The organism is Sphingobacterium sp. UBA7855, assembly GCA_002500745.1.
Lineage (GTDB): Bacteria > Bacteroidota > Bacteroidia > Sphingobacteriales > Sphingobacteriaceae > Sphingobacterium.
Genome location: DLST01000010.1, coordinates 306,979 through 333,668 on the forward strand (window position 1 = coordinate 306,979; position 26,690 = coordinate 333,668).

24 protein-coding genes and 1 riboswitch are annotated in these 26,690 nt (G+C 40.1%); of the genes, 10 read left to right on the top strand and 14 right to left on the bottom strand.

Annotated elements, in window-relative coordinates; genetic code table 11:
* Nucleotides 1-16: 16 nt before the first annotated feature.
* The 3 genes from B2107_RS07430 (at nt 17) to katG (ending at nt 3,426) form a co-directional block, all read left to right on the top strand.
* A complete protein-coding gene (locus B2107_RS07430; RefSeq protein WP_293954603.1) occupies nt 17-310 on the top strand; it encodes a hypothetical protein in 294 nt (97 codons plus the stop codon).
* A gap of 79 nt (nt 311-389) precedes the next feature.
* Entirely contained in the window at nt 390-845 is a 456-nt protein-coding gene (locus tag B2107_RS07435) for an Hsp20/alpha crystallin family protein (protein WP_293954604.1), read from the top strand.
* Between the two features lie 301 nt (nt 846-1,146).
* The gene (gene katG, locus B2107_RS07440) at nt 1,147-3,426 is read left to right on the top strand and encodes a catalase/peroxidase HPI (protein WP_293954605.1); all 2,280 of its coding nucleotides are present in this window, start codon (nt 1,147-1,149) and stop codon (nt 3,424-3,426) included.
* 98 nt (nt 3,427-3,524) lie between these two features.
* Here the strand turns inward: katG and B2107_RS07445 are convergent, their stop codons facing one another.
* From B2107_RS07445 to B2107_RS07495, 11 genes are all read right to left on the bottom strand, one after another.
* A complete protein-coding gene (locus B2107_RS07445; RefSeq protein ID WP_293954606.1) occupies nt 3,525-4,103 on the bottom strand; it encodes a DUF1572 family protein in 579 nt (192 codons plus the stop codon).
* A gap of 288 nt (nt 4,104-4,391) precedes the next feature.
* Nucleotides 4,392-5,135 (bottom strand): GIN domain-containing protein, encoded by a 744-nt coding sequence (locus B2107_RS07450; RefSeq protein ID WP_293954607.1) that lies wholly within the window; start codon nt 5,133-5,135, stop codon nt 4,392-4,394.
* 257 nt (nt 5,136-5,392) lie between these two features.
* Complete coding sequence (gene tenA, locus B2107_RS07455; protein WP_293954608.1) at nt 5,393-6,049, bottom strand: thiaminase II; 657 nt, start codon at nt 6,047-6,049, stop codon at nt 5,393-5,395.
* Nucleotides 6,036-6,875 carry a bifunctional hydroxymethylpyrimidine kinase/phosphomethylpyrimidine kinase gene (gene thiD, locus B2107_RS07460; protein ID WP_293954609.1) on the bottom strand — a complete coding sequence of 280 codons (840 nt, stop codon included), beginning with the start codon at nt 6,873-6,875 and terminating at the stop codon, nt 6,036-6,038. The genes tenA and thiD overlap by 14 nt, the downstream gene beginning before the upstream one ends.
* Nucleotides 6,872-7,504, bottom strand: a complete 633-nt coding sequence (gene thiE / locus B2107_RS07465; protein ID WP_293954610.1) for a thiamine phosphate synthase — start codon at nt 7,502-7,504, stop codon at nt 6,872-6,874. The genes thiD and thiE overlap by 4 nt, the downstream gene beginning before the upstream one ends.
* Entirely contained in the window at nt 7,494-8,297 is an 804-nt protein-coding gene (gene thiM, locus B2107_RS07470) for a hydroxyethylthiazole kinase (protein ID WP_293954611.1), read from the bottom strand. Before thiM ends, thiE begins: the two co-directional genes overlap by 11 nt.
* A gap of 82 nt (nt 8,298-8,379) precedes the next feature.
* Nucleotides 8,380-8,472: riboswitch (TPP riboswitch) on the bottom strand.
* A gap of 63 nt (nt 8,473-8,535) precedes the next feature.
* Nucleotides 8,536-9,378: a VanW family protein gene (locus tag B2107_RS07475; RefSeq protein WP_293954612.1), complete on the bottom strand. Its 843-nt coding sequence runs from the start codon at nt 9,376-9,378 to the stop codon at nt 8,536-8,538.
* Between the two features lie 124 nt (nt 9,379-9,502).
* Nucleotides 9,503-10,753, bottom strand: a complete 1,251-nt coding sequence (locus tag B2107_RS07480; protein WP_293954614.1) for a hypothetical protein — start codon at nt 10,751-10,753, stop codon at nt 9,503-9,505.
* Between the two features lie 29 nt (nt 10,754-10,782).
* Complete coding sequence (locus B2107_RS07485) at nt 10,783-11,529, bottom strand: dienelactone hydrolase family protein (protein WP_293954616.1); 747 nt, start codon at nt 11,527-11,529, stop codon at nt 10,783-10,785.
* Nucleotides 11,530-11,647: 118 nt separating this feature from the next.
* Complete coding sequence (locus B2107_RS07490) at nt 11,648-12,493, bottom strand: NAD(P)-dependent oxidoreductase (protein ID WP_293954618.1); 846 nt, start codon at nt 12,491-12,493, stop codon at nt 11,648-11,650.
* A gap of 60 nt (nt 12,494-12,553) precedes the next feature.
* Complete coding sequence (locus tag B2107_RS07495) at nt 12,554-13,183, bottom strand: Crp/Fnr family transcriptional regulator (protein WP_293954620.1); 630 nt, start codon at nt 13,181-13,183, stop codon at nt 12,554-12,556.
* A 429-nt stretch (nt 13,184-13,612) separates the two neighbouring features.
* Between B2107_RS07495 and B2107_RS07500 the strand changes: the two genes are divergently transcribed.
* The 3 genes from B2107_RS07500 to B2107_RS07510 all read left to right on the top strand — a co-directional run bounded on the left by B2107_RS07500 (nt 13,613) and on the right by B2107_RS07510 (nt 17,978).
* Nucleotides 13,613-16,225: a TonB-dependent receptor gene (locus tag B2107_RS07500; RefSeq protein WP_293954621.1), complete on the top strand. Its 2,613-nt coding sequence runs from the start codon at nt 13,613-13,615 to the stop codon at nt 16,223-16,225.
* A 100-nt stretch (nt 16,226-16,325) separates the two neighbouring features.
* Nucleotides 16,326-16,721, top strand: coding sequence for a hypothetical protein (locus tag B2107_RS07505; RefSeq protein ID WP_293954622.1), 396 nt, complete (start codon nt 16,326-16,328; stop codon nt 16,719-16,721).
* A 36-nt stretch (nt 16,722-16,757) separates the two neighbouring features.
* Nucleotides 16,758-17,978 carry a tetratricopeptide repeat protein gene (locus B2107_RS07510; protein ID WP_293954623.1) on the top strand — a complete coding sequence of 407 codons (1,221 nt, stop codon included), beginning with the start codon at nt 16,758-16,760 and terminating at the stop codon, nt 17,976-17,978.
* 56 nt (nt 17,979-18,034) lie between these two features.
* Here the strand turns inward: B2107_RS07510 and B2107_RS07515 are convergent, their stop codons facing one another.
* Both B2107_RS07515 and B2107_RS07520 read right to left on the bottom strand, forming a co-directional pair.
* Nucleotides 18,035-18,874, bottom strand: coding sequence for a prephenate dehydrogenase (locus B2107_RS07515; protein ID WP_293954624.1), 840 nt, complete (start codon nt 18,872-18,874; stop codon nt 18,035-18,037).
* 128 nt (nt 18,875-19,002) lie between these two features.
* On the bottom strand, nt 19,003-20,163 hold the full coding sequence (locus tag B2107_RS07520) for a pyridoxal phosphate-dependent aminotransferase (RefSeq protein ID WP_293954625.1): 1,161 nt from the start codon (nt 20,161-20,163) through the stop codon (nt 19,003-19,005).
* A 266-nt stretch (nt 20,164-20,429) separates the two neighbouring features.
* Between B2107_RS07520 and B2107_RS07525 the strand changes: the two genes are divergently transcribed.
* The 4 genes from B2107_RS07525 to B2107_RS07540 all read left to right on the top strand — a co-directional run bounded on the left by B2107_RS07525 (nt 20,430) and on the right by B2107_RS07540 (nt 24,916).
* Complete coding sequence (locus B2107_RS07525) at nt 20,430-22,253, top strand: ABC transporter ATP-binding protein (RefSeq protein WP_293954626.1); 1,824 nt, start codon at nt 20,430-20,432, stop codon at nt 22,251-22,253.
* Nucleotides 22,254-22,355: 102 nt separating this feature from the next.
* Nucleotides 22,356-23,555 (top strand): aminofutalosine synthase MqnE, encoded by a 1,200-nt coding sequence (gene mqnE / locus B2107_RS07530; RefSeq protein ID WP_293954627.1) that lies wholly within the window; start codon nt 22,356-22,358, stop codon nt 23,553-23,555.
* A gap of 13 nt (nt 23,556-23,568) precedes the next feature.
* Entirely contained in the window at nt 23,569-24,195 is a 627-nt protein-coding gene (locus tag B2107_RS07535) for a histidine phosphatase family protein (RefSeq protein WP_293954628.1), read from the top strand.
* Nucleotides 24,188-24,916 (top strand): menaquinone biosynthetic enzyme MqnA/MqnD family protein, encoded by a 729-nt coding sequence (locus B2107_RS07540; protein WP_293954630.1) that lies wholly within the window; start codon nt 24,188-24,190, stop codon nt 24,914-24,916. The genes B2107_RS07535 and B2107_RS07540 overlap by 8 nt, the downstream gene beginning before the upstream one ends.
* A gap of 361 nt (nt 24,917-25,277) precedes the next feature.
* Here the strand turns inward: B2107_RS07540 and B2107_RS07545 are convergent, their stop codons facing one another.
* The gene (locus tag B2107_RS07545) at nt 25,278-26,582 is read right to left on the bottom strand and encodes a DEAD/DEAH box helicase (protein ID WP_293954632.1); all 1,305 of its coding nucleotides are present in this window, start codon (nt 26,580-26,582) and stop codon (nt 25,278-25,280) included.
* Nucleotides 26,583-26,690: the final 108 nt, after the last annotated feature.

Below are 26,690 nucleotides of genomic sequence, written 5' to 3' on the forward strand. Positions count from 1 at the left end.
AAAAATATGTATTCAAATGAAAAATAAACTTCAATTTATATTGCCGCGCCTGATCGTGCTTACGGCAATAGCCGGATTAGCAACGCTAATTATTGGGACGATCTTTAAACTCTTGTTGTTTGGAACAGTGCTGTTTGGTATAGTAACCTTTGCCGCAGCAAGAATGCGCCGGAGAGATCGGCGGGCTTTCCAACTGGACGCCGCCCCAGTACGCCCGAATGTTCAGCGTCACTATGATACAGTCGTAGCGATCGTGCCGTTAAATGCAAAAAGACGTTCCAAGAAATCAACAATAGTTCCTGTTTATTAATAGTTGCAGAATCGCAATTGCCAATGCAATCCTGCGATCATCAATTTACATTTAGTATTCAAAATTAAAAATTAAAGATATGTTTAAAAGAGATAATTACAGCAGCGGATATTCAAATCATGATAAATTTTGTGGAAAGCATTTTAAGCACCGTTTTGAAAAATTTCAGCAGCATTTTTTTGATGACGAACCCCTGCAAAGCGCACGGAGACAGCAGTTTTTTCCTGTAAATATTGTTGAGAATCAAGAATTCTTTAAAGTACAGCTTTTTGCTGCTGGTCGCAAGAAAGAACAATTCCAAGTCACCATACAAGAAGGAGTGCTTAAAATTTCATGTACAGCGAATATACAAGACAATTCCGTAGATTATATTTATAAAGAGGAAGATGGATTAGCATTTGAGCGTGAATTCCAATTAAATGAACAGGTGCTTACAGATAATGTACATGCCAGTTTTGAGGATGGGGTGTTGACGGTCATTCTCCCAAAAGATCTCGAAAAGGTAGCGAGACCACAAGAGGTTGTTATTGATTAATAACAATAGTAAACGTAAATCAGTATTTGAGCTGATTTTGAAAAAGGGCAGCATATAGAAATTGGCTGTCCTTTTTTATTTCTCCAAATGTTTACCATACCACTTTCCATTATACGAAGCTTAAAAAGTTGAAAAGCTATTATCATTCATGTAGATAGTGTTTTTGTTGTAATATAAATTTTATCTATAGTTTATCAAATCATTCGATGGAGTGGTGCAACTGCATTTATGTACTTTTATGAAAGTTGAAATCAAACAATTTGATCAATTAGGGTATTATATAAAAAAACTTTCTTTTAATATGGACAATAACGAAAAAGACATTAGCAAATGCCCATTTCACAATGGTACGATGCGCAACTCGGTCGCAGGAGGTGGAACTCAAAATCAAGATTGGTGGCCAGATAGATTACGTGTAGACCTGTTGAGACAACATGCGAGCAAGTCAAACCCGATGGACGTAGACTTTGATTATGCAGAAGCGTTTAAACAACTAGACTTGGAAGCTGTAAAAAAAGATTTACATGCATTGATGACTGATTCTCAGGAATGGTGGCCGGCAGATTTTGGACATTATGGTCCATTATTCATCCGGATGGCATGGCATAGTGCAGGAACTTACCGGGTAAGCGATGGTCGGGGCGGCGCAGGATCTGGTCAACAGCGCTTTGCACCTCTAAATAGCTGGCCAGATAATGTGAGTCTAGATAAAGCGCGCCGCCTGTTGTGGCCTATCAAACAAAAATATGGTAAGAATATTTCTTGGGCAGATTTAATGATATTAACGGGTAATGTTGCGCTAGAGTCTATGGGCTTCAAAACTTTCGGTTATTCCGGTGGGCGCGTCGATTATTTTGAACCAGAATTGGATGTATATTGGGGGTCTGAAACCACATGGTTGGGCGGAGATATCCGTTATGCCGATGGTTCGGAAGGCGTAATGAAGTCGCATGGTGTGCTCTCGGCCGATGACGATGCAGACGGTAAATTACACACCCGCAATCTTGAAAAACCATTGGCAGCGGTACAAATGGGATTGATTTATGTAAATCCGGAAGGACCGGATGGAAATCCTGATCCGATTGCTGCAGCAAAAGACATAAGGGATACTTTTGGTCGGATGGCTATGAATGATGAGGAAACTGTGGCTTTGATTGCTGGAGGACATACTTTTGGGAAAACTCACGGCGCAGGGCCTGCCGACAATGTTGGAAAAGAACCAGAAGCTGCTGGAATAGAACAACAAGGCCTTGGTTGGAAAAGCACTTATGGCAGTGGGGTGGGAGCTGATGCTATTACCAGCGGACTGGAGGTCATTTGGACACAAAAACCGACAGAGTGGACCAATCTCTTCTTTAAAAATCTGTTTGAGCATGAATGGGAATTGACAAAAAGCCCTTCAGGAGCACACCAATGGGTCGCGAAAGGAGCCGATTCGACTATTCCCGATCCTTTTGATCCCAATAAAAAGCGCAGACCAACGATGCTGACCACAGATTTATCGTTGCGTTTTGATCCAATCTATGAAAAGATCTCGCGTAAATTTTACGAAGATCAAGATGCGTTTGCTGATGCATTTTCTCGCGCCTGGTTTAAATTAACACACCGTGATTTGGGACCAAGAGAGCGTTATTTGGGGGCCGAAGTTCCTGCTGAGGAATTATTGTGGCAAGATCCTATTCCTGCTGTCGATCATGTTTTGGTCGATGCGGATGACATTAGTATATTGAAATCCGCCCTATTGAACGCGGGACTTAGCACTGCCGAGCTCGTAACGACAGCCTGGGCTTCAGCGTCTACCTTCCGTGGGTCGGATATGAGAGGTGGTGCAAATGGCGCTAGAATACGTTTGGCTCCGCAGCGGTATTGGCAAGTTAATAATCCGGCGCAACTGCAAAAAGTTCTTACTGCGCTGGAGCAGATTCAGCAAGATTTTAATGGAAAACAACAGGGCGGTAAAAAAATTTCATTGGCAGACTTAATTGTCTTGGGCGGTGTAGCCGCGATAGAGCAGGCAGCTCGTGCTGCAGGGCATGATATCAAAGTACCGTTTCATCCTGGGCGTATGGATGCGACGCAGGAGCAAACGGATGTGGAATCCATGGGTTATCTTGAGCCAATTGCGGATGGATTTAGAAACTATCGCAAAGGCGCTTATACCGTGTCTACGGAGTCGTTATTGATTGATCGGGCGCAGTTATTAACCTTATCTGTTCCTGAATTGACTGTTCTTATTGGCGGGATGCGTGCTCTTCAAGCCAATTTTGATGGTTCTCAACTAGGCGTAATGACTGACCGACCTGGCCAACTGACCAATGACTTTTTTGTTAATCTATTGGATATGGGAACAGCTTGGAAAGCAATCTCTCCAGATCGGGAAGTTTTTGAAGGATCAGATCGTAAAACTGGTATAAAAAAATGGGAAGCAGGAAGAGCAGACCTTGTTTTTGGTTCGAATGCTGAATTAAGAGCCGTTGCCGAGATATATGGCAGTGCCGATGCAAACGAAAAATTTGTACAAGATTTTGTAAAAGCGTGGACTAAAGTGATGGAGTTGGATCGTTTTGATTTACATCGCTAATACGACTTAACAATTTAATCGATCATCGTATTTTAAGATTTCAATTACTTTACAATCAGGGCCGGTAAAAACATACCAGTCCTGATTATATCTTAATATTAAGGTGTAGTGTTCCGGTCTTCCTGCAGAAATTCGGAGGTGAAATGCTGCTGTTGCTTTTTCTGTCTGAATTTCTCCTCATTATAGGAAAGGGAGTGCCCTTTAGGTATCGATAAGGAGGACCATTTATCAACCAAACATATTTTCCCGATATAGAGAATCTGCCCGATGTGGTAAGGATAATGGGCGAGTTGCCGCAAGATCGCTTCCATGACGGTATGTCCTTGATTACGGATATAGATGATTTTAGCGAGATCTTCTTCTCCGAGCGATTCAATTGCTTGGAATAGACACGCCCATCCAGCATTCCAATAGGTAATAAGCTCATCGCGATCTGTCCAGCTGTTCTCAAATTCCTGATCCCGGTTCCTATTTTCTTTTTCACCATCTGTGCTGAGAAAATCCGTCCAACGGGAAAGCATATTTCCACCTAAATGTTTTACAATTAATGCAATGCTATTGCTTGAATCATTTGGATGCCAAAAGAGCTGTTCAGTGCTTAATTGTGTAAATGTTTTATCACCCAATGATTTATAATATTTAAATTGCTTTATACAAGTCGCTAAGAAATTATCCATTACGCCGAAAGTTTGTCATTTATATGATATTAATATACAAAAATGTCGTGAAACCGAGACCTAAAATAGTTTTTTTTGAGCAGAAATTTGGTGGTGTTATCGATCTTACTAATTTCCTAATACTGCTTTTTTTCAGGTGATGAATGTGTAAATTTAGAAGGAGAAGGAGAAGGAGAAGTGTGAGTAAACAGGTCAATAAAAGCAAAGGTGATACCGGGAAGTACCACCTTTTTTGCTAACTAAACATTAAACATAAATAAACAGTCTTTTTCAAGACCACACTAAAAATTACATAACTACTTTGCCGCTAGTTGATTTGTCCACCTGGACATTTTTGGGTTGATTTTTTAATACAATTTTCGCAGACGTAGAAACTTTTCCTTGTAAGTTTTCTTTCACGCTGAGCGTTACATTGGCAGACGAATTCGCTTGTATTTGGGCATTTGTTGTCGAGAAGCGGCTCATATCAACCGATGCCGATGAGTTGGTATTCAAATTTAAATTTGAAGCACTTCCCGAAATGTCTTGGCTGGACGAACTACTTGCAGATACCTGCAAATTTTTACTGCTCACATTCGTTGTTAAACTACTCGAAGAACTTGTTGAAAGGCTTATATCATCCGCAATTAATCTTTTAAGGGATATGCTTGCTGAAGAAGATACGTCGACAGAAATTTTATCGGCCTTAATTGTTTCATCAGTATGAATTGAACTGCTAGAAGACGCCGCAAAACGTGTTGGTATCTTGCTTGAGTAAACAGTTACGCGATTGTTTCTCGCATTTCTAATTTGTGAATTTCTCTTATACTGTACATAGAGTGTACCGTTTTTTACAGTCGTTTCGATAAGGGATAAATGATCGGGATTATCAGCCTCAACAACAACCTCGTTGCGATTAGAATGAATATAATCTACACGTAATGAAGTTGCTGATGAAATGCCATCTGGAGCAGTGATTTTGCGTGTTTCGCGTTCTTGTGCCTGAGCTACATATAAAAATGAAATAAAGGCTATGGTTAAGATTCTTTTCATTATTTTTCTGTTATTAGTTTAAATTTATTGTTGCTGAAAGTTTCATTTTAATTTCCCTTTTTTTATCATTTCTAATGTGCATGTACCTATACCCGATTGTTAACTGCTACCTATAGTATAATAGTGATGCCAAAACTTTAAATTGGCTTAAGGTGTTGATTAATAACACCTTGTTTTATGGGTGATGTTTTAGTTTATGCTCATTTTTGAACATCAACTGTTCGGTATCGGACAGTCGACTATTTGCAATACTCTTTTTACCATACCCTTCGTGTATAGGCCGCTAACCAGAATTGATACTCTAATTGGGAAGCTGTTATAAATACTTGTCGCATCTTCTCCCGTTTTGTTGCAGTAGTTTCTGCAGCAATTTTGTTAACATAGTTTTTGGCCTTGATCACTCCCTGTGCAAAATCATCACCACTATAGGTTTCTATCCATTTGGAATAGGGATTTCCCTGTGTATTTGCTGTAGATACAATGTGATCTCCAACCTCCTTATAAATCCAAAAACAGGGGAGTGTTGCCGCCATAGCGACCTCTACGCTCTCGAAAGCGGCTACGCTTTTAAGAAAATGGACATAATGATGGCAAGTTGGTTCGATCTTGTTGCTCTCGTCGGCAGGACTTAAACCAAATTCCCGAAAGTAATTTTCGTGTAGTGCCCATTCAACAAGAAGCGCATTGCGACCAAATTCGAAATAGTCCAATGCTTGTTGGTTATCCGCACTTTTTGCACCTATAAAAGCGAGCACACGGCCAAATTCTTCTAAATAGAAAGCATCCTGCTGCATGTAAAATTGAAATTTATCCAGGGGAAGACTACCATCACTAAGCTGAACGATAAACGGCATGGCAAGTATATCTGAATAAATAGTTGTTATAGAATGCCAGGCTTGATCAGTCCAGTTCATATTGAATAAGTTTAAGTGGGTTATGGAAGTGATTTAATGGCCCATTTCCTTTGCCAATAAGAAGATCTTTACTACCGGCTATTGCTGCGTGTATATAGGCCAATGCGAAATCTACGGCTTTATCGAGGCTAATACCCTGTGCTAATTGGCTTGCAATTGCTGAGGAAAGCGAACAACCCGAACCATGTGTATTTTTGCTGTTGATTTTTTGGGATTTGAATTCAATCGGAGCGCTCTTGTGCTGGAATAATAGCGATGTTAACTCTTGACTCTGGAGATGCCCGCCTTTAATCAAAACCGATTGACAGCCTTTCGCCAGTAAGGTATTTCCCGCTTTTTCCATCTTCAGGACATTGTCTATAACTTCGTCCACCAGGACACCTACCTCATCTAAATTTGGTGTAATCAGCGTTGCTAAAGGAAAAAGAAGTTCAATGCAGGCCTGAATTGTATCATCATGAATGAGCTTGTGTCCACTCGTTGACACCATGACTGGATCAAAGACGATAGGCCCTTTATATTCTTTTAAATAGCTGCTAATAAGCTTCACAAGTTCAATATTGTGTACCATCCCTATTTTGATTGCGTCGGGATAGATATCATCAAAAATCGCATCCAATTGATCCCTGACGGCTGCAGTAGGGATTTCATAAATATTTCTTACACCTTGTGTATTCTGTACTGGCAGGGCGGTTAATACATTCATGGCATAACAGCCTAATGCAGATATCGTTTTGGTGTCTGCCTGTATACCTGCTCCACCACTACCATCGAACCCCGCAATGCTGAGTACGGTAGGGACCCTGTATTTTTTATCTTTTGTCATTTTAATAGTTCTTTTAGTTGTGCACTGGCCTGTCTGGGGTCTTGGCTTCGGCAGATGGCCGAAACGACTGCAATGGAGTCTGCACCTGCTTTCCAAGCCTGTTCAGCGGTTTGCAAATTCATGCTGCCGATTGCAATCAATGGTTTTTCCGTCCTATTTCTAAGTTGCTTTAAACCCGAAATTCCCCATTCGGTTATCGTATCCACTTTTGTTCTCGTTGAAAAAATAGGGCTTACACCAAGGTGGTCGACAGCGCACATTTGTTGACTTTCTAGCTGTTGAACAGCTTCTATGGACCAGCCTATGGTTAATTTATCACCATATTTTTCGCGAATAGCGAGCGGCTGCACATCATTTTGCCCCACATGTATTCCCCATGCCCCGATCTGGTCCGCGATTGCTACGGCATCATTGATCACGAGCGGAATACCGTAATGATCGGTCAGTTTTTTCAAACGGATGGCTTTATCCAAAAATGTGGCCGGATCGTCAGCTTTTTCGCGCAATTGTATAAGATCGACTCCACCAATAATGGCCTCTTCAGCGACATTTAGCCAATTTTGAGGATAAGAGTCGCGCTCAGAAATGACTAAATATAAAGGGTAGGGAAACAGCGGATTAATGCGCATAGCGTTTGATCTTGAGCGTTGATTTTAGACGTTCTGCATTGAGCTGATAGAGTTCATCATAGAGATTTAACTGCAGGCTACCTGGGCCAGCTGCGGTTTGGGCAGCGCGTTCTCCCGCTAAGCTCAAAATGGACACACCGGCAACAGCTGCTTCAAAATAGTGGTCCGTAACACCTAAAAATGCCCCGATGAGTGCAGTAGCGCTGCAGCCAAGTCCGGTAACTTGCGTCATTAAAGGGTGACCATTATAGACTTCAACCCGGTATTCTTCCGAAAGGATATAGTCTACTTCTCCAGAAATACAGATAATGGAGCCGGTTTGCTCTTGCAATAATTGGCCAAATCGGAGGGCATCTTTACTGGCTGTCGTGCTGTCGACTCCCTTTGTGTTCGGTTGGTTGAAATTGTACAGCGTCATGATTTCTGATGCATTTCCACGAATAACCGTTGGTTTGAGATCCAGTAGATTGGATAATAAATCATTGCGGAATGCTGATATCCCCGCACCAACAGGATCAAGTACCCAGGGCCGTCCAATGGTATTGGCATGTTCGGTAGCAACCAGCATAGCTTCGGCAGTAGCTTCACTCAAGGTGCCGATATTAATGACAAGAGCTTGTGCAATATCGACAACCTCGCGTACTTCTAATGGACTGTGTACCATCACAGGGGACGCTCCTAGGGCTAAAAGTGCGTTGGCAGTATTGTTCATCACGACTAGGTTTGTGATGTTGTGTACAAGGGGTTTTTCAACCCTCAGCTGCTCTAATAAATTGATAATTGAATCTTCCATTCCTTTTACATATGCTAAGATGTACTGTATGGCCTTGGCGGGAAGAAGAGCGATAGCCTGTGCAGTAAAGGAGTATGCTGTACAGTGGATTTTTGCTTTTCCCTACGCCGGTATAAACCGAATCAGGTTCAAAGGGACTATCTCAATTCTATACAGAATACCCCCAAAGCCAGACCAAACTTAAACAAAAAAGTGGACTTTTCATATCCGTCATTTTTCGATCACTTAGCTTGTTGAATTAATCGACCGTATTTTGATCGGCACTAATTTCAATATATTCAACAGGGGTATAGGTAACCCGGGCAAAATTTTTGGTCAAAAGTTCGGTTTCCAAAATCTTTCCACCCTGAAATTTTAAAAACTTCTCGCGCCAAATCTCATTTTTACGAAAGAACTGATTGTCAATTTTAAGAAATTGATGTTCTTTTTCAAAGACATGATAGGCAAAGTCAAGTTCTTGATCAATTCTTAATTCACCCTCTAAACATTTGTGTGTAAACCAGAGGTTTATTTGAAAGGTGTACGGCGTGTTGTTGGTGAACTGATAATCGCGATAATTATAAAAGACGGTAGCTCCACTACCGAATGGCAATACACGGCCATCGTCCGGAAAAGGGTCAAAAGAGTGGTGATAACGTTCGTTGACGGTGAGTGGACTATGGATAACAAGCCAATGGATGAGGTTGGATATTTGACAGATTCCACCGCCAATACCCGCTCTTGCTTCACCAAAGGATAACTCCATTCCGGGCAGATATCCTTTTTTTACAGTGGGTAGTCCAACGAGTTTACAAAATGAAAAGGTTTCCTCCGGTCTGATCAGAATGCTATTAATCTGTGCAGCTGCAATTTTCAGGTTGGTAACTTTGTTAATCTGCAATTGCATATTATTTTCGCCCAGTTTTTTTAATAAGACAGACTGATGCTTCTTAATACGAAAGGGAAGTTTTTCAGCTGATTTAGCTGTGCTGTATTTTTTGTTGTCAATTAGCCAGATGACTTTTCTTTGTACTCTTCTTACCCATACCGCAAAAAAGTAGAGTATGGGATGGCGTTGACTGATCAGTTTTCTTTTTCTCAATTTGACGTTTTTGTATCGCTATCAAAATTAGTGCAGAAATGTGTTTTTTGCCGTATTTTGTCGCATATTTTTAATCAAAGTCAAGAATCTTATTTCCGGAGTTTAGCGCAGTTTTTCAGTTTGTTTAGTTGGTTTTCCTTACCTGTATGTACTTTGCCGTTAACTGTCCCTCCTTGTTGTATACTAGATTTTCAAAGGCACAGTTGCCGCGGTCTTTTACAATTGATTTTTGTTGTAATACACCCTCATAATAAAACTCATCAATCGTTTCGTTGGCTCGGTAGGATCGCTTGATTTCAGCTGTCAGTCGATCGCTTTGATCGAAGGTTTGACGTAGCGAATAGTCACTTGTTTCCGGACTATCATACTGATAGCGGACGCGACTTTCTCTTTGATCATTTCGGCCCGAAATCTCTTCAGTAATTCGATTCTGTTGATCATAACTGTAAATGGTCCAGTCTCTCCGTTGATAGACAAAATGAATGGATTCACTTTTTATAACCTGGAGTTTACTGTTCAAGTGATAAATCATCGCCGATTCAAATGTAGGATCGTAGGAAATAATGGCATTTGGGAGATACCGGTACATTGTACTGCTGCTCCATTTACTATTTTGAAGGTACTGTATGGAGTCGATAAGTCCGAATTGATTATAGAACCTTTTGTTGTAATAATTATTTCCCCCGGAAAGATTGTTCGATGTGATCTCTTTGCCTTCTTCATATACAGTCGTCATCATTGCACCGGATTGCACCTCATTTTCTTCCGAAAATTGCTGCATTACATAAGTACCGTCACATATCTTCTTACGCTGACTGTAATAAAGAGGAAGAGCGGGATTTGCGATAATAGCCGCTGCATATTGCCCGGATGGAATAAATTGAACTTGTGCGATTGAGTCAAAGAAATGTGAGGCATTATATTGTGCCGAAGCTTTCGTTGACGCAATTTGTGTGCTGGTGTTTACTATCGGTTTGGCTGCTGCCAGATAGGTATTGCTATCGTATATGATCTTGGGTTTTGCTAATCCATCAAACAAGATCATGGCATGACGTTGCTTCAATGACGATACGTCGATAGTCCATTGGTGATGTTTAACGATGAATGTGAGTTTTTTTGCATCGGTTTTTGTGACCAATAACTTTGTTGTGCTAAAAGGCACTAGTTTGAAAATCTCAGCAGCATTTTTTTCGTGTAGACGCATGATAAAATCAGTTGATTTATCGGACTCATTGGTTACAAAAAGAACTGCTTGCGTTGGGCTAGCTATGGTTAGCGATTTTACTGTTTGCGATGCTGCGCTGGGACTATATAACAGCAATATCAACAACTGAATGATAATCGGATAAATGTGCAGTTTCGCGTTATAATTCATTTGGGTCGATATTGCTGTTGTTGATTTTGCTATTTATTTAATACTTCTTTCAAAAATAATAAGGTGTGCTCCCAGGCACGTTTAGCCATTACGGGGTTATATTCGGCTGACTCGGGATTCGTAAACGTATGTCCAGAATTTGCGTAGGTAATTATTTGCCAGTCTGCTTTTCCTTCATTTAATTCCTTGACCAACCCATCGTAATCTTCTTTTGATACACTTTTATCGGTTGCTGGGTGCTCAATGAGTACTTTTGTTTTGATCGAACCATTGGGTCTGTCGGCAGCTTTGGATAGGCCGCCATGGATACTGATCACTGCATTGACGGGGAAGCCGGCTCTCGCCGCTTCTAATGCTCCTGAACCTCCAAAACAATAGCCGATGATAGCAATCTTGCTGGGATCCGCACCCTCTTTTTTCAGTTGTTCCAATGCGAGCATTATGCGATGCTGATAAGCTTTATAGTCTGTCTTGTAGTGGCCGGCAATTTTCGAAGCTGCGGTGTTGTCGGAGGGGATATTCCCTTCACCGTAGATGTCGGCAATGAAAGCGATGTACCCTTCTTTTTCAAGTTGTAATGCGGCTTGTTTCGCTTCGTTGTCAATTCCTTTCCATGCTGGAAGAATTAAAACAGCTGGGCCTTTTTTTGCCGTATTGGCGGTTACCATGCCGTTGAGTTTCTGTTCACCATCCTGGTAAGAAACCTGTTTTAATTGTTGGGCCTGCGTAGTCATGGTGACCATAGTAAGCATCAATAGTGTCATAACTGTTTTCATCTGTAAATAATTTGTTCCGCTTATTATTTTGTGTGATCAGAAATGAACCTAATTTGGAGTCCATCTCAACTAAATATAATTTTCAATATACATTTTTTTCTCCGTCGCCAACCTGAAGCTACGACTTAATGGATGCAATGATACCAATAACATCGAGCTGTCCGAGACCTTGGTCGTGTGCTTTCCCGTAGGTTTCGAGTAAGGTCTGGAGGAGGGGATAGTCAGCACCGGCTTGTTGAGCCAGTCGAATATCTTTCAGCATAAGGTCTAGCGCGAATGCAGGACTGTAGTTTTCTTCCACCAATAATGGTGTTTTCACCTTTGTTGCCCCACTGCCGCTGGCACTATCGTTGATGATTTCGAGCATATCGCTTCGTTGAATTCCCAGTTTATCTGAGAATAAGATCGTCTCCGCGAGACCTTGATAGATGGTGGAAAGGAAATAGTTGATCGCAAGTTTAGCGGCAATTCCCTGGCCATTTTCGCCGAGATGTTTGATCGATTTTCCCATCTGCTCGAGGTATGGTTGAGCGCGATGAAGGTCTTCGGGATCACCACCTACCATAATAATAAGCGTACCCTCAGTCGCTGGTTTGGTACTGCCGGCAACGGGAGCATCCATAAAAGCAGCGCCTTTTTCTTTTAGCTTAGTGGCTATTGAAATACAGCGTTCACGAGATATTGTACTCATATCGACAAATAATTTGCCCTTGATCTCCCTTTGGAGGATTTTTTCATATACTTCGCTGACTGCTTCATCATTGGTGAGCATGGAAAATATAATGTCGCTATGATCGACTAATTCACCTATATCTTCGCTGATAATTGATTGCTCTTCAAAGCCTGCTGCTTTAGCCTTGTTTCTATTGTAAACAGAAAGGGGGAATCCTGCTTTTTCTAGATTTTTAGCCATGGGATAGCCCATGTTTCCTAATCCTATAAATCCTAATTTTTCTATCTTCATCTAAAAATTACATTAATTGCTCTTGAAATTTACGTATAGCTAAAGATACAAATGTTTTGCTCATTCCACCAATACCCTAATTTCGTTACGTAGCAGCACTATTTTATCTTCCTGTTCGAGTTTTTTTAAAATTCGGGAGACAACGACTCGGGATGTATTTAAATCGGAAGCGATATCCTGATGCGTAAGGGTGAGTATCCGGTCGTCATTCAGCTTCACTTTGGCTTTCAAATAGTTGATGATGCGTTCTTCCATATTGGAAAAAGCTAGACTATCAACAGCCTGTAACATTTCGTCCATACGGCTTGAATAGCTTGATATGATGAAATTTCGCCAGGAAGGGTATTTTCCCATCCAAAGGTTGACAAGCTCATTTGGAATCATGGCTACAGTCGTTGTTTTTTCTGCGAGCGCACGAATTTCACTTTTTTTATTCCCGAGGCAACAGGCTATTGACATTGTACAGGTTTGACCTTTTTCCAGGTAGTAGAGCAACAATTCGCCTTTATCTTCATCCTCCCGGACAATTTTGATTGCTCCATCCAAGAGGAGAGGCATCGCCCTGATATATTGATTGGTATCAATGATGAGATCACCTTCACGGAAGGTTTTTATATGCGCGTTTTTAGCTATTTCAGCGATTAATTCCGGTTCAAGAATGCCTGTATAAGCTTGTTCTATGGATAACATATTTTTTAAATTAGTTAAAGTTAATTATTTATAGGCTTATTTCAGCTGTTATTGGAAGAAAAGTAGGTAGGAGGAAACGACGGATTGAAAGAAACAATTTTTAGCATCTCATGAGGATAGAGTGTGAAATCTTGTATTCAAATCATAAAAATCGTAAAATTGATAAATTTTGATTTATTCAAAACAGACAAAATATTATTTTGATTATTTTTGCTGTTTTTTCATGAATAGGATGGATGTGTTGTATTTATTTTAAGTATGCTGCATTTTTGTTGCCTCTTATTGCTGAAATTTGCTGTTTTTCTGTGGAAGATTAAAATTTATTCTTTCTATATAGAGATACGACATCATATTGGTATTGTTAAAATTAGTTAAAAAGACAATCAATTCCTAATTTTGCGACACAAAAACAAAACAATCACATCTAACATGAAAAAGTCTTTACTTTTTTTTGCCCTTGTTTTTGCTAGTTATGGTGCCGTTCAAGGTCAAACAGCAAATACTGGTTCGGTTTCAGGAGTTGTCAAAGAAGCTACTGGACAAACGGTTAAAGGAGCAACCATTAAAATTACCTACATCCCAAGTGGACAAGTAGTAAGTGGCTCAGCCGATGCCCAAGGAAAATTTCAAATTTCAAATCTTCAAGAAGGAGGCCCCTACAAAGTAGAGGTAACTTACATTGGCGAAACGCCAGTTGTTTTCGAAAACATCCTATTGAAATCGGGGGAATCGTTGACTATCAATCCAATTTTTACGGCTGGATCTTCAACAAATTTGGATGAGGTTGTTGTTGTCGGTCATGGGGTTATTGATATTGCGGCAGGAAGAAAGACACCGATTGCCGTTTCGACGATCCGTAAGCAGGATTTAGAGGAAAGAGTAGGAGCACAGGATATTACTTCAGCATTAGCTAATACCCCTTCGGTTTATATCACTGGTCAGGCAAAAGGTTTTGGTGAGTCTTCTATGACAACACGTGGTTTTGATCAGTCCAATACAGCATTTTTGTTGAACGGTCAACCTATCAATGGTATGGACAATGGAAGTGTATATTGGTCAAATTGGTCGGGACTTACAGATATTGCCTCTTTAGTGCAGATTCAACGCGGTTTGGGATCGTCTAAATTAGCGATTTCATCTGTCGGCGGAACCGTAAATTACGTGACACAATCCACTGCAATGAAAGAGGGTGGTTTTGTTCGTACCACTGTTGGTAACGATATGTTTATGAAGGCAACGGTAGGTTACAATACCGGTCTGATGAAAAACGGCTTTGCTGTTTCGGCTATGTTTACACAGTGGTCAGGTAACGGTTATATGGATCATACCGAAGGTGCTGGACAAAGCTATTTTTTGTCTGTCGGATATAAAGCGAACGAAAAACACAACCTGAACTTTATGGTAACAGGTGCTCCACAATGGCATAACCAAGGGTATACCTCAAAATTGTCCAATTATCTAGCTAATGGCAGACGTTACAATGACAATTATAAGGATGCAAATGGCGTGATGATGAATGCGCAGAAGAATTTTTATCATAAGCCTGTCGCCAACTTAAACTGGGACTGGACGATCGACGATAAATCATCTTTATCTACCGTTGTATACGCTTCTTTAGCAGCAGGTGGGGGGCAATCTTTGCGCAGTGATAAATACAATACAGGTAAATACTTAGCTGCCGATGTGAACAATCACCAATGGTTTGGTATAGTTTCTAACTATAACCGTAAACTTTCGGAATCCTTAAATTTCAATGTGGGTTTTGATGTAAGGGATTATAAGGGTACACATTATCGCAAATTGACTGATCCTCTTGGAAATACAAATGGTGTTGTATTGGGGGGTAATGTTAATTTTCCTAATAAGCCATTGGTTACCAATACATACTCAACAAATCCTTGGCAAGCATTCTCCAGCAAACCTGATTCGCGTGATGAACGTTTAGCTTGGGATTACAACCAATACATCCGTTATGGAGGTCTGTTTGGTCAATTGGAATATGCCAAAGATGGCTTTACGGCATTTTTTCAAGGATCGGTTTCTGAACAGCAAAACAAACGTTCTGATTATTTTCAATACACCCCGGGTAATGAGGATTCTAAAGACGTGAACAACTTTGGATACAATACGAAAGGTGGTGTAAGTTATACCTTGGGGCATCATAGTATTTTTGGTAATGCAGGGTATTATTCCCGTCAGCCTTATCAAAACAATATTTTCATGAATTATGCAAATGATATCAATGAAAATGCCGAAAATGAAAAAATCCTGGGTTTAGAAGCTGGCTATAAGTTTGCCTCTCGATTTTTGGATGTGAACGTCAATGTTTACCGCACAACCTGGGAAAATCGTGTTACTGGAAGCTCAAGTTTAGCGACGGCTGATGATGTGAAAAAATACAATCCAACAAATGATCCTGGTATTTTAGTCGGAGGTGCCTATTTATATACAACAAATTACGGTGTAAAACAGGTGCATAGAGGGGTAGAAGTTGATTTTGAGGCCCGCCCAATCGAAAAATTAAGCCTAACAGGATTTTTATCGATAGGTGACTGGAAATACGATGGTGCAGTAAACTCGGTTGTACGTAACGATAACCGCGTCGAATTGGGACGTTCTCAGGTTAACTTAACCGGTGAACATGTTGGTAATGCGGCACAAACTTCTTATGGATTTGGTGCTAAATATAAAGTGTTTAAGGGGCTATCTGTAGATGCAAATTACAGATACTATGAGCGTTTGTATGCATCGAATTATCGTAGAGAAGTAATCGATGGGCAAACTTATGGTCGCTATCTGAAATTACCGTCTTTCAATCTTTTGGACGCAGGTCTTTCTTACCATCTTCAGGTGAGTGACAAGAACGACATAAGTTTCCGTGTTAACATGAATAATGTGTTGAATAAGTTTTATATTTCTGAAGCAACATCCAGCAACTTGGTTACAGATATTAACAATTCTTGGAATGGTATAGATACATCCAATTTCGTTTTAATCGGACAGGGTAGAACTTGGAATGCATCGGTAAAATTTACCTTCTAGTAAATTTTACTCTAATTACAAAAAGCTCACAATATTTTGTGAGCTTTTTTTGTTTTTAAATAAAAACTTAATAATTTTAGGTGATCTAATTGTCAACCTGATGTTGCATAAATTAATTTGTCTGGAAAGTTTACAGATCGGTACTGTCTATTTTTCTGCTTTTGTCGTTAATCTGGATGGTGGAAATACTGGCTTTGCTCTATTTATTAACCAGGAAAATGATCCAATCTTTATTTTTCGAAAAGAGAAGCACAATGAGGTTTCCTTCCACGTGAATGAGGAGCAATTCTTCTGGATTGTTAAGAACAGCCAGTTTACACCACTCGAGCGTCAGAACTTTTTTGCTGAATTTGTCGAATTTTTGCGTTTGATGGAAGAAAAGGTGTCGAATTATGTTTTCAAAAAGGAAAAATTAATCCGTTTTACCAATTCAAGAGATATTATCCGTTATAAATATTTGTACTTAACAGGCGAGGTAAACGATAAGCTTAAGTAAATATAGCTGTTGATCGATTGTTAAATTTCGTTCGTAATGAAATTTAACTTAGTTTTGAGTATGAAGCATATGTTTTCGAATTTAGCTGTTATTCTTCAAAACAATACTTTTGTAGAATCAGATTTTACACTGCCAGTACCCATCCTTCTTGCTAAGTTTTCTTTTTTGCCCATTGCGTCATTTTTTCCTCAATCTTGTCCGTCTTTTCCGTCTGATTGGCTTGGTGAATTGGGAGATCATGCTCTTCGATGCCTCTTGCAAGGGTTTAATATAGGTATCCTTGAGAATGGTAATCCTGTAGCATTGTTTGAGGAGGCTATTGATTTAACTCATCATGCGCTCGCCTATAGTTATTTGGGACTTTATTATGTTAAGATAGGCAATTATGATAAAGCCGTTGCAACGTTCACAAATGCTATCGAGCACTTTCCAGAAGAACCATTCTTCTATGCCAGCCGTTGTTTAATCTATAGGCAGATCGAGGAAGATGAGGGGGCGTTTTATGATTATCAGATTGCGAAGAGACTAGATTTTAATTACCATAGTGTATTGGAATGGCAGGAAAATCAGGCTGAATTGACTTATTTCGAAGCTGAAAATTTGGTTATTCAGGAGCTGGAATCAAAATCTCAACAGCTAAGTAAGGACGAAATAAATGCGCTGGGTCTTGAATATGTTCATTCCTATAGCTATCTAAAGGCCATCAATCTTTATTCCTGTGCAATTGTTGAAGCTGGCGGTAGCGATAGCAGTCTTTTTGTTTTCAGGGGGAGTTTATACCTGAAATTGACCTGTTTTGAATTGGCATTGTCTGATTTTAATCAGGCCATCGCTCTTGATAAGAACCGATCTGCTGCTTATATATTTCGCGCAAAAGTTTTTGAATCTTACCGCAATTACCAAACAGCTTTGGAAGACTATGCTCAGGCAGAAGAAATAGATGGTCATTCGTCGATTGTGTATGAAGAAAGAGCCTCTTTATTCGAGCGGTTGGGTAATTTTAAGGAAGCATTACTGGATTTTGACCGTCTTGTTAGTCTCAATCCGGAAGATTTTTATGTATATTCATTGCGAGCCGATCTGAATGAAAAGCTCGAGAATTTTGAGGGAGCCCTGGCAGATTATTCCAAAGCGATCGATCTGAATCCATATTATTCTGATTTGTATTCTTATCGTGCCGCAATTCGCGAAAAATTGGGTGATGCTGTCGGAGCGAGAGCCGACTTGGATAAGTTCAATGAATTGGAAGATGAATAAACAAGGCCGACCTGAGTAGGGCCTCGTTTACGCGTACTGTTTCTAGTGATAAACCCTTATTTAATAATCCTTTTTATCTTATTGGAACGGGTAATGAGTTTGTGTAATTTGTCATAATCCTCTGTAGCAATAGCGTCATGCAGGGATTGAAGCTGCTTGATATGCTCTTCGAGCACTTCGAGTACGTTTTCTCGATTCTGCTTGAAAATCGGTGTCCACATATCGGGCGAACTTTTGGCCAGACGAACCGTAGATTCAAATCCGGAGCCCGCCAGTTCAAAGATACGTCCCTGAGATTTTTCTTTTTCCAATACTGTTAAGGCAAGTGCAAAAGAAGTGAGATGGGAGATGTGGGATACATAAGCAGTATGTACATCGTGTTCATCGGCATTCATAAAACAGCTGCGCATCTCCAATTGGTCGGTGATGGCATCGGCGATCTCAAACGCATCCTCATCGGTTTTAAATGCTTCGACATATACCATCATTTTGCCTTTGAACAAGCCGGCTACAGCTGCTTCTGGTCCTGAATATTCTGTTCCGGCCATGGGATGGGCTGCTACATAACGCCCCCTTTTAGGATGATTCTTAATTTTATTGAGAATGTTTATTTTCGTTGATCCCATATCAATGACGACCTGATCGGTGACCAGATCCAAAATTTGAGGAACAACATCTAAAATGGCATCAACAGGGATTGTGAGCACCAATACTTTACACCGCTTAATCGCATCTTCTAAGCTTGCTGTTTCGTCAATGAAGCCGATATGCATTGCTTTATCTAAGTTCTTCTGACTTTTATCTACACCGATGATTTTGTCGCAGAATTTTGTTTCTTTTAGGCGAATGGCAGCCGAGCCGCCGATCAAGCCTACGCCTACAATGGCAATGTTCATATGTAAACAATTATATTAATAGTATTTTTGTTCAAGGGTTATACAGGAACACCTACACCGTGGTTGTTTGTTGATAAATTATACTAATTAAATTTCTATGCTTTTAGGCCTCCCAGACATTATAAGGGTTAGAAATTATCTTGAATGCGCTGTATTGATTCTTTGAGTACCGCTACTGTAGCGCAGAGACTGATGCGGATATATTGATCGCCTTTATCTCCGAAAATTCCGCCAGGTGTGATGAACACCCTTGATTTCTCCAAAACAGCGTCGCTTAGCGCATACCCATCTTTATATTTTTCAGGTATACGGGCCCAGACAAAGAGGCCTACCTGGTCTTTTTGATAGGAGCAGTCAAGCAAATCCATAATTTCATAAACCTGTTGCCGTCTTTCGGCGTAAATTTTGTTTAGATCGGCATACCACGATGCATCAAGTTGTAAGGCTTTTGCAGCCGCCAGCTGAACAGGTAAAAACATACCTGAGTCCATGTTGCTTTTGAAACGCAGCACTTGATTTATACGTTCTTCGGCACCGACGAGCACACCAATGCGCCATCCGGCCATATTGGAAGATTTGCTCAGGGAATTTAATTCAATGGCCACGTCTTTCGAACCCGGTATGCTCATAATGCTTCTTGGCGTATCTGTAAGAATAAAGCTGTATGGATTGTCGTGGCAAATCAGTATGTTGTGCGTTTTGGCAAATTGAATCAGCTCCTGATAAAATACATCAGGCGCAGAGGCCCCAGTTGGCATATGGGGATAGTTTATCCACATCAATTTAACTTTTGACAAATCCTGTTTTCTGAGTTCATCCAAATCAATAAGCCAATTCTTCTCTTCCGTTAGGTTATAGGTAATCGCTTCAGCACCACTCAGCCGTACGGCTGCAGCGTAAGCAGGGTATCCAGGATTGGGGATAAGCGCTTGGTCTCCTTCTTGAAGATAAGTCATGCAGATGTGCACAATTCCCTCTTTTGATCCAATTAAGGGGAGTATTTCTGAATTTGGATTAAAAGTTGCCTGATAATAACGTTGATACCAATCCGCAACGGCTTGTCGTAGGTCAGGAGCACCTTTATAATTTTGATAGCCATGCGCATTTGGGAGTTGGGCATTCGTACTTAATGTCTCGATTACCTCCGGATGCGGTGGCAAATCTGGACTTCCGATTCCTAGGTTGATTACACGCGCACCCTGTTTATTTAGCTCGTCTATTTCTCTTAATTTTTTGGAGAAATAATATTCCTCGGTGTGCTGCAATCTTTTGGCAACGTCTATTCGCATTTTATTTTACTAAATATGGTGTTTTAATAAGGCTAAATTAGGAAATTATCCATTAAAATGAGATTTTTTTATCGATTTTTCAAAGCGTACAGGTTAATTGCTTTGTTTTTTCGATGCAACAATTTTATAGTCCCTTAACACGATGGCTGCTTTTGTTGATTAATTTGTTATTTTTGTTCAATTTCCTCCATAAAAATCTGAAAGGAAGAGGAGAGATCGACGAGTTACTATTTTTTTGAAGAGTAGTTTGTCTAAGTTGAAATTAAATGAAAACATATTTTAGGCTCTTATCGTTTGCTAAACCCATTGAGAAATTTGCAATCCCATATGTAATTTTCACGCTGATCACGGTTATTTTTAGTACATTAAATTTAGCATTGCTTGCTCCATTACTCCATACACTATTTAACGCTGGTAATGCGACCGTCGAAGCGGTAAAACCCGAGACTTATACCGACATTCTCGCGTGGTTTAATTACTATGCAAGTGTTGCCAATAACCAGCTTGGAGCCTATGGCGCGTTAAAATACGTGTGTATTGTGATTGTAATTTCAGTTTTTATCAGCAATCTGTTTCGTTATTTCTGCCAACGTATCATGGAGAATTTTCGCATTCATACTTTACTCAAATTGCGCAGAGCGGTTTTTGATAACGTGATGAATCTGCATGTTGGCTATTTTACGGGACAGCGTAAAGGAGATATTGTATCGAAGGTTGCTTCCGATGTACAAGTTGTGCAGTATTCTGTTACAGGAACTTTACAAGTTGTTTTTAAAGAGCCTTTGCAGCTAATAGCGTATATTGTCATGCTGTTTAACATTTCAGCACAATTAACATTCTTTTCGCTCTTGGTTATTCCCATCTCTGGTTTTTTTATCGCAAGGATTGTTAAAAATCTCAAAACTCAGGCCCATGCTGCTCAGGAATCTTATGGAAACATGATATCCTATTTGGATGAAGCGTTGTCTGGCATCAAAATAATTAAAGCTTTTAATGCAGTATCATTTATTAAGGACAGGTTTCATAATGAAAACGAACACTATGCGAATATTGGCCGTACTATGGCTAAGCGGCAACAGTTAAGTTCGCCAGTTTCTGAATTGCTTGGCGTTATTATGGTGGCAATTATTCTTCTGTATGGTGGTCATTTGGTCCTTTCGGGCGACAGAAGTCTGACCGCACCGGAGTTTATTGCCTACATCGCTATTTTTTCACAGGTCATGCGTCCTGCAAAAGCTTTAACGGATTCTTTTAGTGGTATCCACAATGGTCTTGCCGCGGGTGAACGGGTTTTGGAACTTATTGATGAAAAGACTGAAGTGAAGGATTCCGAGGGTGCCAAACTTGTTAAAAGCTTTGAGAAAAGTATCGTATTTAACCAGGTGAGCTTTTCGTATAACCGAGACAAAGAAATCTTACAGCATATTGATTTAACGATAGAAAAAGGGAAAATCGTTGCATTGGTAGGTCCCTCAGGCGGAGGTAAATCGACTTTAGTCGATTTAATTCCGAGATTTATGGACGTTACGGGTGGGCAGATTCTCTTTGATGGTACAGATTTGAGGGCGCTAAACCAGGATTCTTTACGGGATATGATCGGTGTAGTGAATCAGGAATCTATTTTGTTTAATGATACGATCTTTAACAATATTGCTTTTGCCAATGTTTCTGCAAGTCCGGAGGAAGTAGAAGCTGCTGCACGGATTGCGAATGCACATGAATTTATTTTAAAAACGGAGCATGGTTACCAGACCAATATTGGTGATAGGGGTGGCAAATTATCAGGTGGTCAACGTCAGCGCATATGTATTGCGCGAGCCGTCTTAAAAAATCCGCCAATTATGCTACTCGATGAAGCAACTTCGGCTTTGGATACTGAATCTGAGAAATTGGTACAGGACTCTCTTTATAAATTAATGGATAATAGAACAACAGTTGTCATTGCGCATCGCTTAAGTACCATTCAGAATGCAGACAAAATTGTTGTTATTGAAGCCGGGAAGATTGTAGAGATGGGCAGTCATAGTGAGCTGATACAGCGTGAAGGATTGTATCGAAAATTAATCGAAATGCAACAATTTACAGACTAGGACACTTTTTAAGCGCTTTGTCAAATTAGTTGTTAACACATTTTTTATTATAACTTTTGTAGCCTTTTCGGTACATTTGATTTAAGATAGGAGATAGATTTAATGAACGCAATGGATAAATTGAATTTCTTGATTAACGACAAAAACTTAGCGGTTGAATTGAGAAATATAGCGGAGAAAGTTTTGCGAGAGGAGCGTATCACGTTTGATGAAGGGGTTCTTTTGTATGAAAAAGGGGAGTTGGGGTATCTTGGAGTACTTGCGAATTATATCCGTGAGAAGCGGCATGGTGACCGTACTTTTTTCAATCGTAATTTTCACATCGAGCCGACCAATGTCTGTGTCTATGACTGTAAGTTCTGTTCATATTCGAGGCTCATAAAAGAGCGGGCAGAAGGCTGGGAGATGGAGGTTGACGGTATGATGGATATTGTCAAAAAATATGACAATGAGCCTGTGACGGAAGTTCATATCACAGGAGGTGTCGTTCCTAAACAAAACCTCGAGTTTTACGCCGATTTTTTCCGTAGATGTAAGGAGCACCGTCCTGAACTTCATATCAAAGGACTTACACCTGTTGAATATTACTATATTTTTAAGAAGGCAAAACTGAGCCATTACGATGGCCTCAAGTATTTGCAATCTTGCGGGTTGGATTCTATGCCGGGAGGAGGTGCAGAGATTTTTCATCCAGAAGTAAGAGTACAGATCGCGCATGATAAATGTACGGCTGAACAATGGTTAGATATTCACGAGCAGGCACACAAGCTAGGTATGCACACCAACGCAACCATGCTTTATGGTCATATCGAACAGTTTTGGCACCGCGTAGATCACATGGATCGCTTAAGACAATTGCAGGATAAGACGGGGGGCTTTCAGACATTTATTCCCTTGAAATTTAGAAATAAAGGGAACCAAATGTCCCATATTCCAGAAGTATCTGTGATAGAGGACTTGAGAAATTATGCCGTTGCTCGGATATACATGGATAATTTTGATCACATCAAGGCCTACTGGGCAATGATTTCAAGAGATACAGCGCAGCTATCCTTGGCCTTTGGCGTAGATGATATCGATGGAACACTGGACGATACAACAAAGATATACAGCATGGCAGGAGCGGAGGAGCAAAAGCCGGGAATGACCACCCAAGAAGTTGTTGAACTCATAAAAAATGTTGGACGTCATCCTATTGAAAGAGATACACTGTATAACGTGGTTACAGATTATAAAGATGTTGTGTTTGATCACGGTAACCAAAAGAAAAGTTATTACGCATTACCTGTTGTTAATTCATAACTAGACTCATACTTTGAAAAAGACATTTTATTTTATACGGCACGGACAGACTGATCTAAATTTAAAAGGCATTGTACAGGGGAGAGGGGTTAATTCGCCGCTGAACACGATGGGGGTAGCGCAAGCTCAGGCTTTCTTTGATCGTTACAGTAACGTGCCTTTTGATAAAATATATACCTCTACCTTATTGCGCACGCATCAAACTGTACAGGGATTTCTTGATTTGAACGTACCTTGGGAACAACTCGTTGGATTGGATGAAATAAGCTGGGGAGTTTATGAGGGAAAAGAGCAAACACCGGAGTTGTTAGCTGGTTTTGAAAAATTAGTCGCAGCATGGCGCAACGGAGAATTGGATGTCAGTATTGAAAACGGAGAGTCTCCCAATGAGCTGATGGCTCGTCAACGGGTCGCTTTGGATCATATGCTTGCTCAGACAGACGAAGAGAATATTCTCGTATGTATGCACGGACGTGCATTAAGGATCATGCTTTGCCTCATGACGGGCGTAGAGGCCCGTTATATGGATGATTTTCCGCACACCAATACTGCTTTATATAAATTGCAGTATGATAATGGTCAATTTGAGATTGTAGACCATTACAATATTGCACACTTAGAAGCATTGATAGATGAATAAAATTAGAGTTTCTGCCGTATCGTATACAAATACGTATCCATTTCTGAACGGTATACGTCAATCAAAAATAATGGAGCAGATTGACTTGAGTGTCGATTATCCAAGCGCATGTGCACAGAAAGTAATTGATAACGAAGCCGATATCGGTATTATCCCGACAGCTGCTTTATTAAGTCTTCCTGAATATTATATTAATACAGATTTTTGTATAGGTACAGAAGGTGCCGTCGATTCCGTATTTATTTTTGCTAATAGACCTATTGAAGAGGTGGAAACCTTACGTTTGGATAAGCAATCGCGTACATCAAATGGATTAGCCCGTATATTGATTAAGAATTATTGGAAGAAAGAAGTAGAATTGGTCACGGACGAATCTGTCGAGGCAGATGCTTATGTGTTAATCGGAGATCGCACCTTCGGCAAAAAGGACACAGTTCCATACCTCTACGATCTGGGAAAAGAGTGGTTTTATTTTACAGGATTGCCCTTCGCTTTCGCTTTATGGGTAAGCAATAAAGAGCTTCCAGTATCTTTTGTGGAACAATTTAATGAGGCTTTATCGTATGGTGTGGAACATGCAACCGACGTTATTGCCGGTCTACCCGAGTTTAAAGGCTTCGATTACACAAAATATTTAACACAGCATCTCGATTTCCATTTAACAGATAAAAAGCGGGAGGCTGTCCAATTGTATCTTCGTTATTTAAAAGCATTGGATTAATCGTGGGGTCTTCTACCTAAGCGGATTAATGTTTTAAAATTACTACCTTAAATATTTTCGGATTCGATCGCCAGATGAGCTATTTACATTGATATACAATGCTTATCTGGCGATTTTATATGTCGTCTAAACTCGACCTTCATTATTCTTATCATCGAACTTTTCTTTCATCAGATTTACATGAATAAGTAAGTCAGATTACCGTATTATTTATCCTTATATTGCCTTTGCTAACGGCTGATTTTAACCATATGTCACTCAATTCGTCATTCGAAATAGTATAACACAAATTCCTGGAAAAAGAAATGCAAGCCCAAAATTTGATTCATACTTGGATTTCTAATAGACTATGTATGCGTCATTAGGTGCGTCCAATTTTCACTTTACGCCCCTTAATTTTTTGACCATTGGCTTTATTAATAATAATAGAAGCAAATTTTCTTCTAACAGCGACGTAGGCCGATTTGTCTTTTACTTCTATAATACCAATGTCATCCTTCTCAATCCCTTCTAAATTGAGCAAAAATCCGACAATATCAATTTTGTTGATCTTATCCTTTCGCCCGGCACTAATATAAAGTGTTGCAAATGGTGAGTTTTGAGGGAGGTCATAGAATTCCGGAAATTCTTCCTCAGGTATTTCTATTGGAATGTAAGGGTATATTTCTTCTGGTTTGAGGATTACATAGACATCACCTTGCGCTTGCATACGGGCTGTACGTCCATTGCGGTGAATAAAGTCGTCTTCTTTGTGCGGCAACTGGTAATGTATAATGGCATCAACTTCTGGAATATCTAATCCCCTTGCAGCAAGGTCTGTTGTGATCAGTACATGATTAGAATGGTTTCGGAATTTGAGAAGTGCCAGCTCGCGATCCTGCTGTTCAAGTCCGCCATGAAAGGTATCGTGGATAATATTGCGATTGTCCAGAAGTTCACTAATGTGATCTACTGCATCGCGGTGATTGCAGAAGATAATCATTTTTTTTGTGCCAATCTTGCAGATGAGCTTAAGTAGTGCCTCTAATTTCTTCTGAACGGGAGCAACTACTTTTTTAATCGTAATCTGCGGGTTATGTTTCGCGTTATGAAGAAAGTCAACAAGAATAGGCTGCTTTATTTGTGTGAACGGTGGGAGCGTATCCATCATCGTTGCGGAAGTTAATATTCTTGACTTAATCGTAGGGATATGTTGAATAATAAAATCCATTTGATGCTGGAATCCGAGTTCCAATGATTTATCAAACTCGTCAAGCACAAGAGTGTGGATGTTGGAGGGATCAAAATTTTGCTCTTCAATATGCTGTTTTATACGTCCTGGTGTTCCAATGATAATTCCAGGTGCATCCTTGAAGGCATTTTTTTCGATCCGTGTACTATGTCCACCATATGCGCAGGTGATTTTGTGGCCTGTCGCTACCTTGCGCAGCACTTGTTCAATCTGTAAAGCAAGTTCACGGGTAGGCACTACTATTAATACTTGAACTTTTCGGACCTCCATCTTCAATTGTTGCAAAACGAGTAATGAAAAGGCTAAAGTTTTGCCAGACCCTGTGGGCGAAAGTAATAGGAAATCCTGGTCCTTCTGATACGATTCCAGTACCCTTTCTTGCATTTCATTCAACGATGAAATATGTAATTTGTCTAAAATAGCTTTTAACTGCATTCAACAAAAATACGAAATACTAGCAGTCTGCAGAGAAGATATAGGATGAATATCCAGGCCCAAGCTAATCGATACAATAAACACCAGGTTACGGATCTACAAAAGATA

What these genes read in the sequence shown, in the direction of transcription:
- B2107_RS07430 (WP_293954603.1), top strand. Translation starts at nt 17, where the DNA reads ATGAAAAATAAACTTCAATTTATATTGCCGCGCCTGATCGTGCTTACG.
- B2107_RS07435 (WP_293954604.1), top strand. Translation starts at nt 390, where the DNA reads ATGTTTAAAAGAGATAATTACAGCAGCGGATATTCAAATCATGATAAA.
- katG (WP_293954605.1), top strand. Translation starts at nt 1,147, where the DNA reads ATGGACAATAACGAAAAAGACATTAGCAAATGCCCATTTCACAATGGT.
- B2107_RS07445 (WP_293954606.1), bottom strand. Translation starts at nt 4,103, where the DNA reads ATGGATAATTTCTTAGCGACTTGTATAAAGCAATTTAAATATTATAAA.
- B2107_RS07450 (WP_293954607.1), bottom strand. Translation starts at nt 5,135, where the DNA reads ATGAAAAGAATCTTAACCATAGCCTTTATTTCATTTTTATATGTAGCT.
- tenA (WP_293954608.1), bottom strand. Translation starts at nt 6,049, where the DNA reads ATGAACTGGACTGATCAAGCCTGGCATTCTATAACAACTATTTATTCA.
- thiD (WP_293954609.1), bottom strand. Translation starts at nt 6,875, where the DNA reads ATGACAAAAGATAAAAAATACAGGGTCCCTACCGTACTCAGCATTGCG.
- thiE (WP_293954610.1), bottom strand. Translation starts at nt 7,504, where the DNA reads ATGCGCATTAATCCGCTGTTTCCCTACCCTTTATATTTAGTCATTTCT.
- thiM (WP_293954611.1), bottom strand. Translation starts at nt 8,297, where the DNA reads ATGGAAGATTCAATTATCAATTTATTAGAGCAGCTGAGGGTTGAAAAA.
- B2107_RS07480 (WP_293954614.1), bottom strand. Translation starts at nt 10,753, where the DNA reads ATGAATTATAACGCGAAACTGCACATTTATCCGATTATCATTCAGTTG.
- B2107_RS07485 (WP_293954616.1), bottom strand. Translation starts at nt 11,529, where the DNA reads ATGAAAACAGTTATGACACTATTGATGCTTACTATGGTCACCATGACT.
- B2107_RS07490 (WP_293954618.1), bottom strand. Translation starts at nt 12,493, where the DNA reads ATGAAGATAGAAAAATTAGGATTTATAGGATTAGGAAACATGGGCTAT.
- B2107_RS07495 (WP_293954620.1), bottom strand. Translation starts at nt 13,183, where the DNA reads ATGTTATCCATAGAACAAGCTTATACAGGCATTCTTGAACCGGAATTA.
- B2107_RS07500 (WP_293954621.1), top strand. Translation starts at nt 13,613, where the DNA reads ATGAAAAAGTCTTTACTTTTTTTTGCCCTTGTTTTTGCTAGTTATGGT.
- B2107_RS07505 (WP_293954622.1), top strand. Translation starts at nt 16,326, where the DNA reads ATGTTGCATAAATTAATTTGTCTGGAAAGTTTACAGATCGGTACTGTC.
- B2107_RS07510 (WP_293954623.1), top strand. Translation starts at nt 16,758, where the DNA reads ATGAAATTTAACTTAGTTTTGAGTATGAAGCATATGTTTTCGAATTTA.
- B2107_RS07515 (WP_293954624.1), bottom strand. Translation starts at nt 18,874, where the DNA reads ATGAACATTGCCATTGTAGGCGTAGGCTTGATCGGCGGCTCGGCTGCC.
- B2107_RS07520 (WP_293954625.1), bottom strand. Translation starts at nt 20,163, where the DNA reads ATGCGAATAGACGTTGCCAAAAGATTGCAGCACACCGAGGAATATTAT.
- B2107_RS07525 (WP_293954626.1), top strand. Translation starts at nt 20,430, where the DNA reads ATGAAAACATATTTTAGGCTCTTATCGTTTGCTAAACCCATTGAGAAA.
- mqnE (WP_293954627.1), top strand. Translation starts at nt 22,356, where the DNA reads ATGAACGCAATGGATAAATTGAATTTCTTGATTAACGACAAAAACTTA.
- B2107_RS07540 (WP_293954630.1), top strand. Translation starts at nt 24,188, where the DNA reads ATGAATAAAATTAGAGTTTCTGCCGTATCGTATACAAATACGTATCCA.
- B2107_RS07545 (WP_293954632.1), bottom strand. Translation starts at nt 26,582, where the DNA reads ATGCAGTTAAAAGCTATTTTAGACAAATTACATATTTCATCGTTGAAT.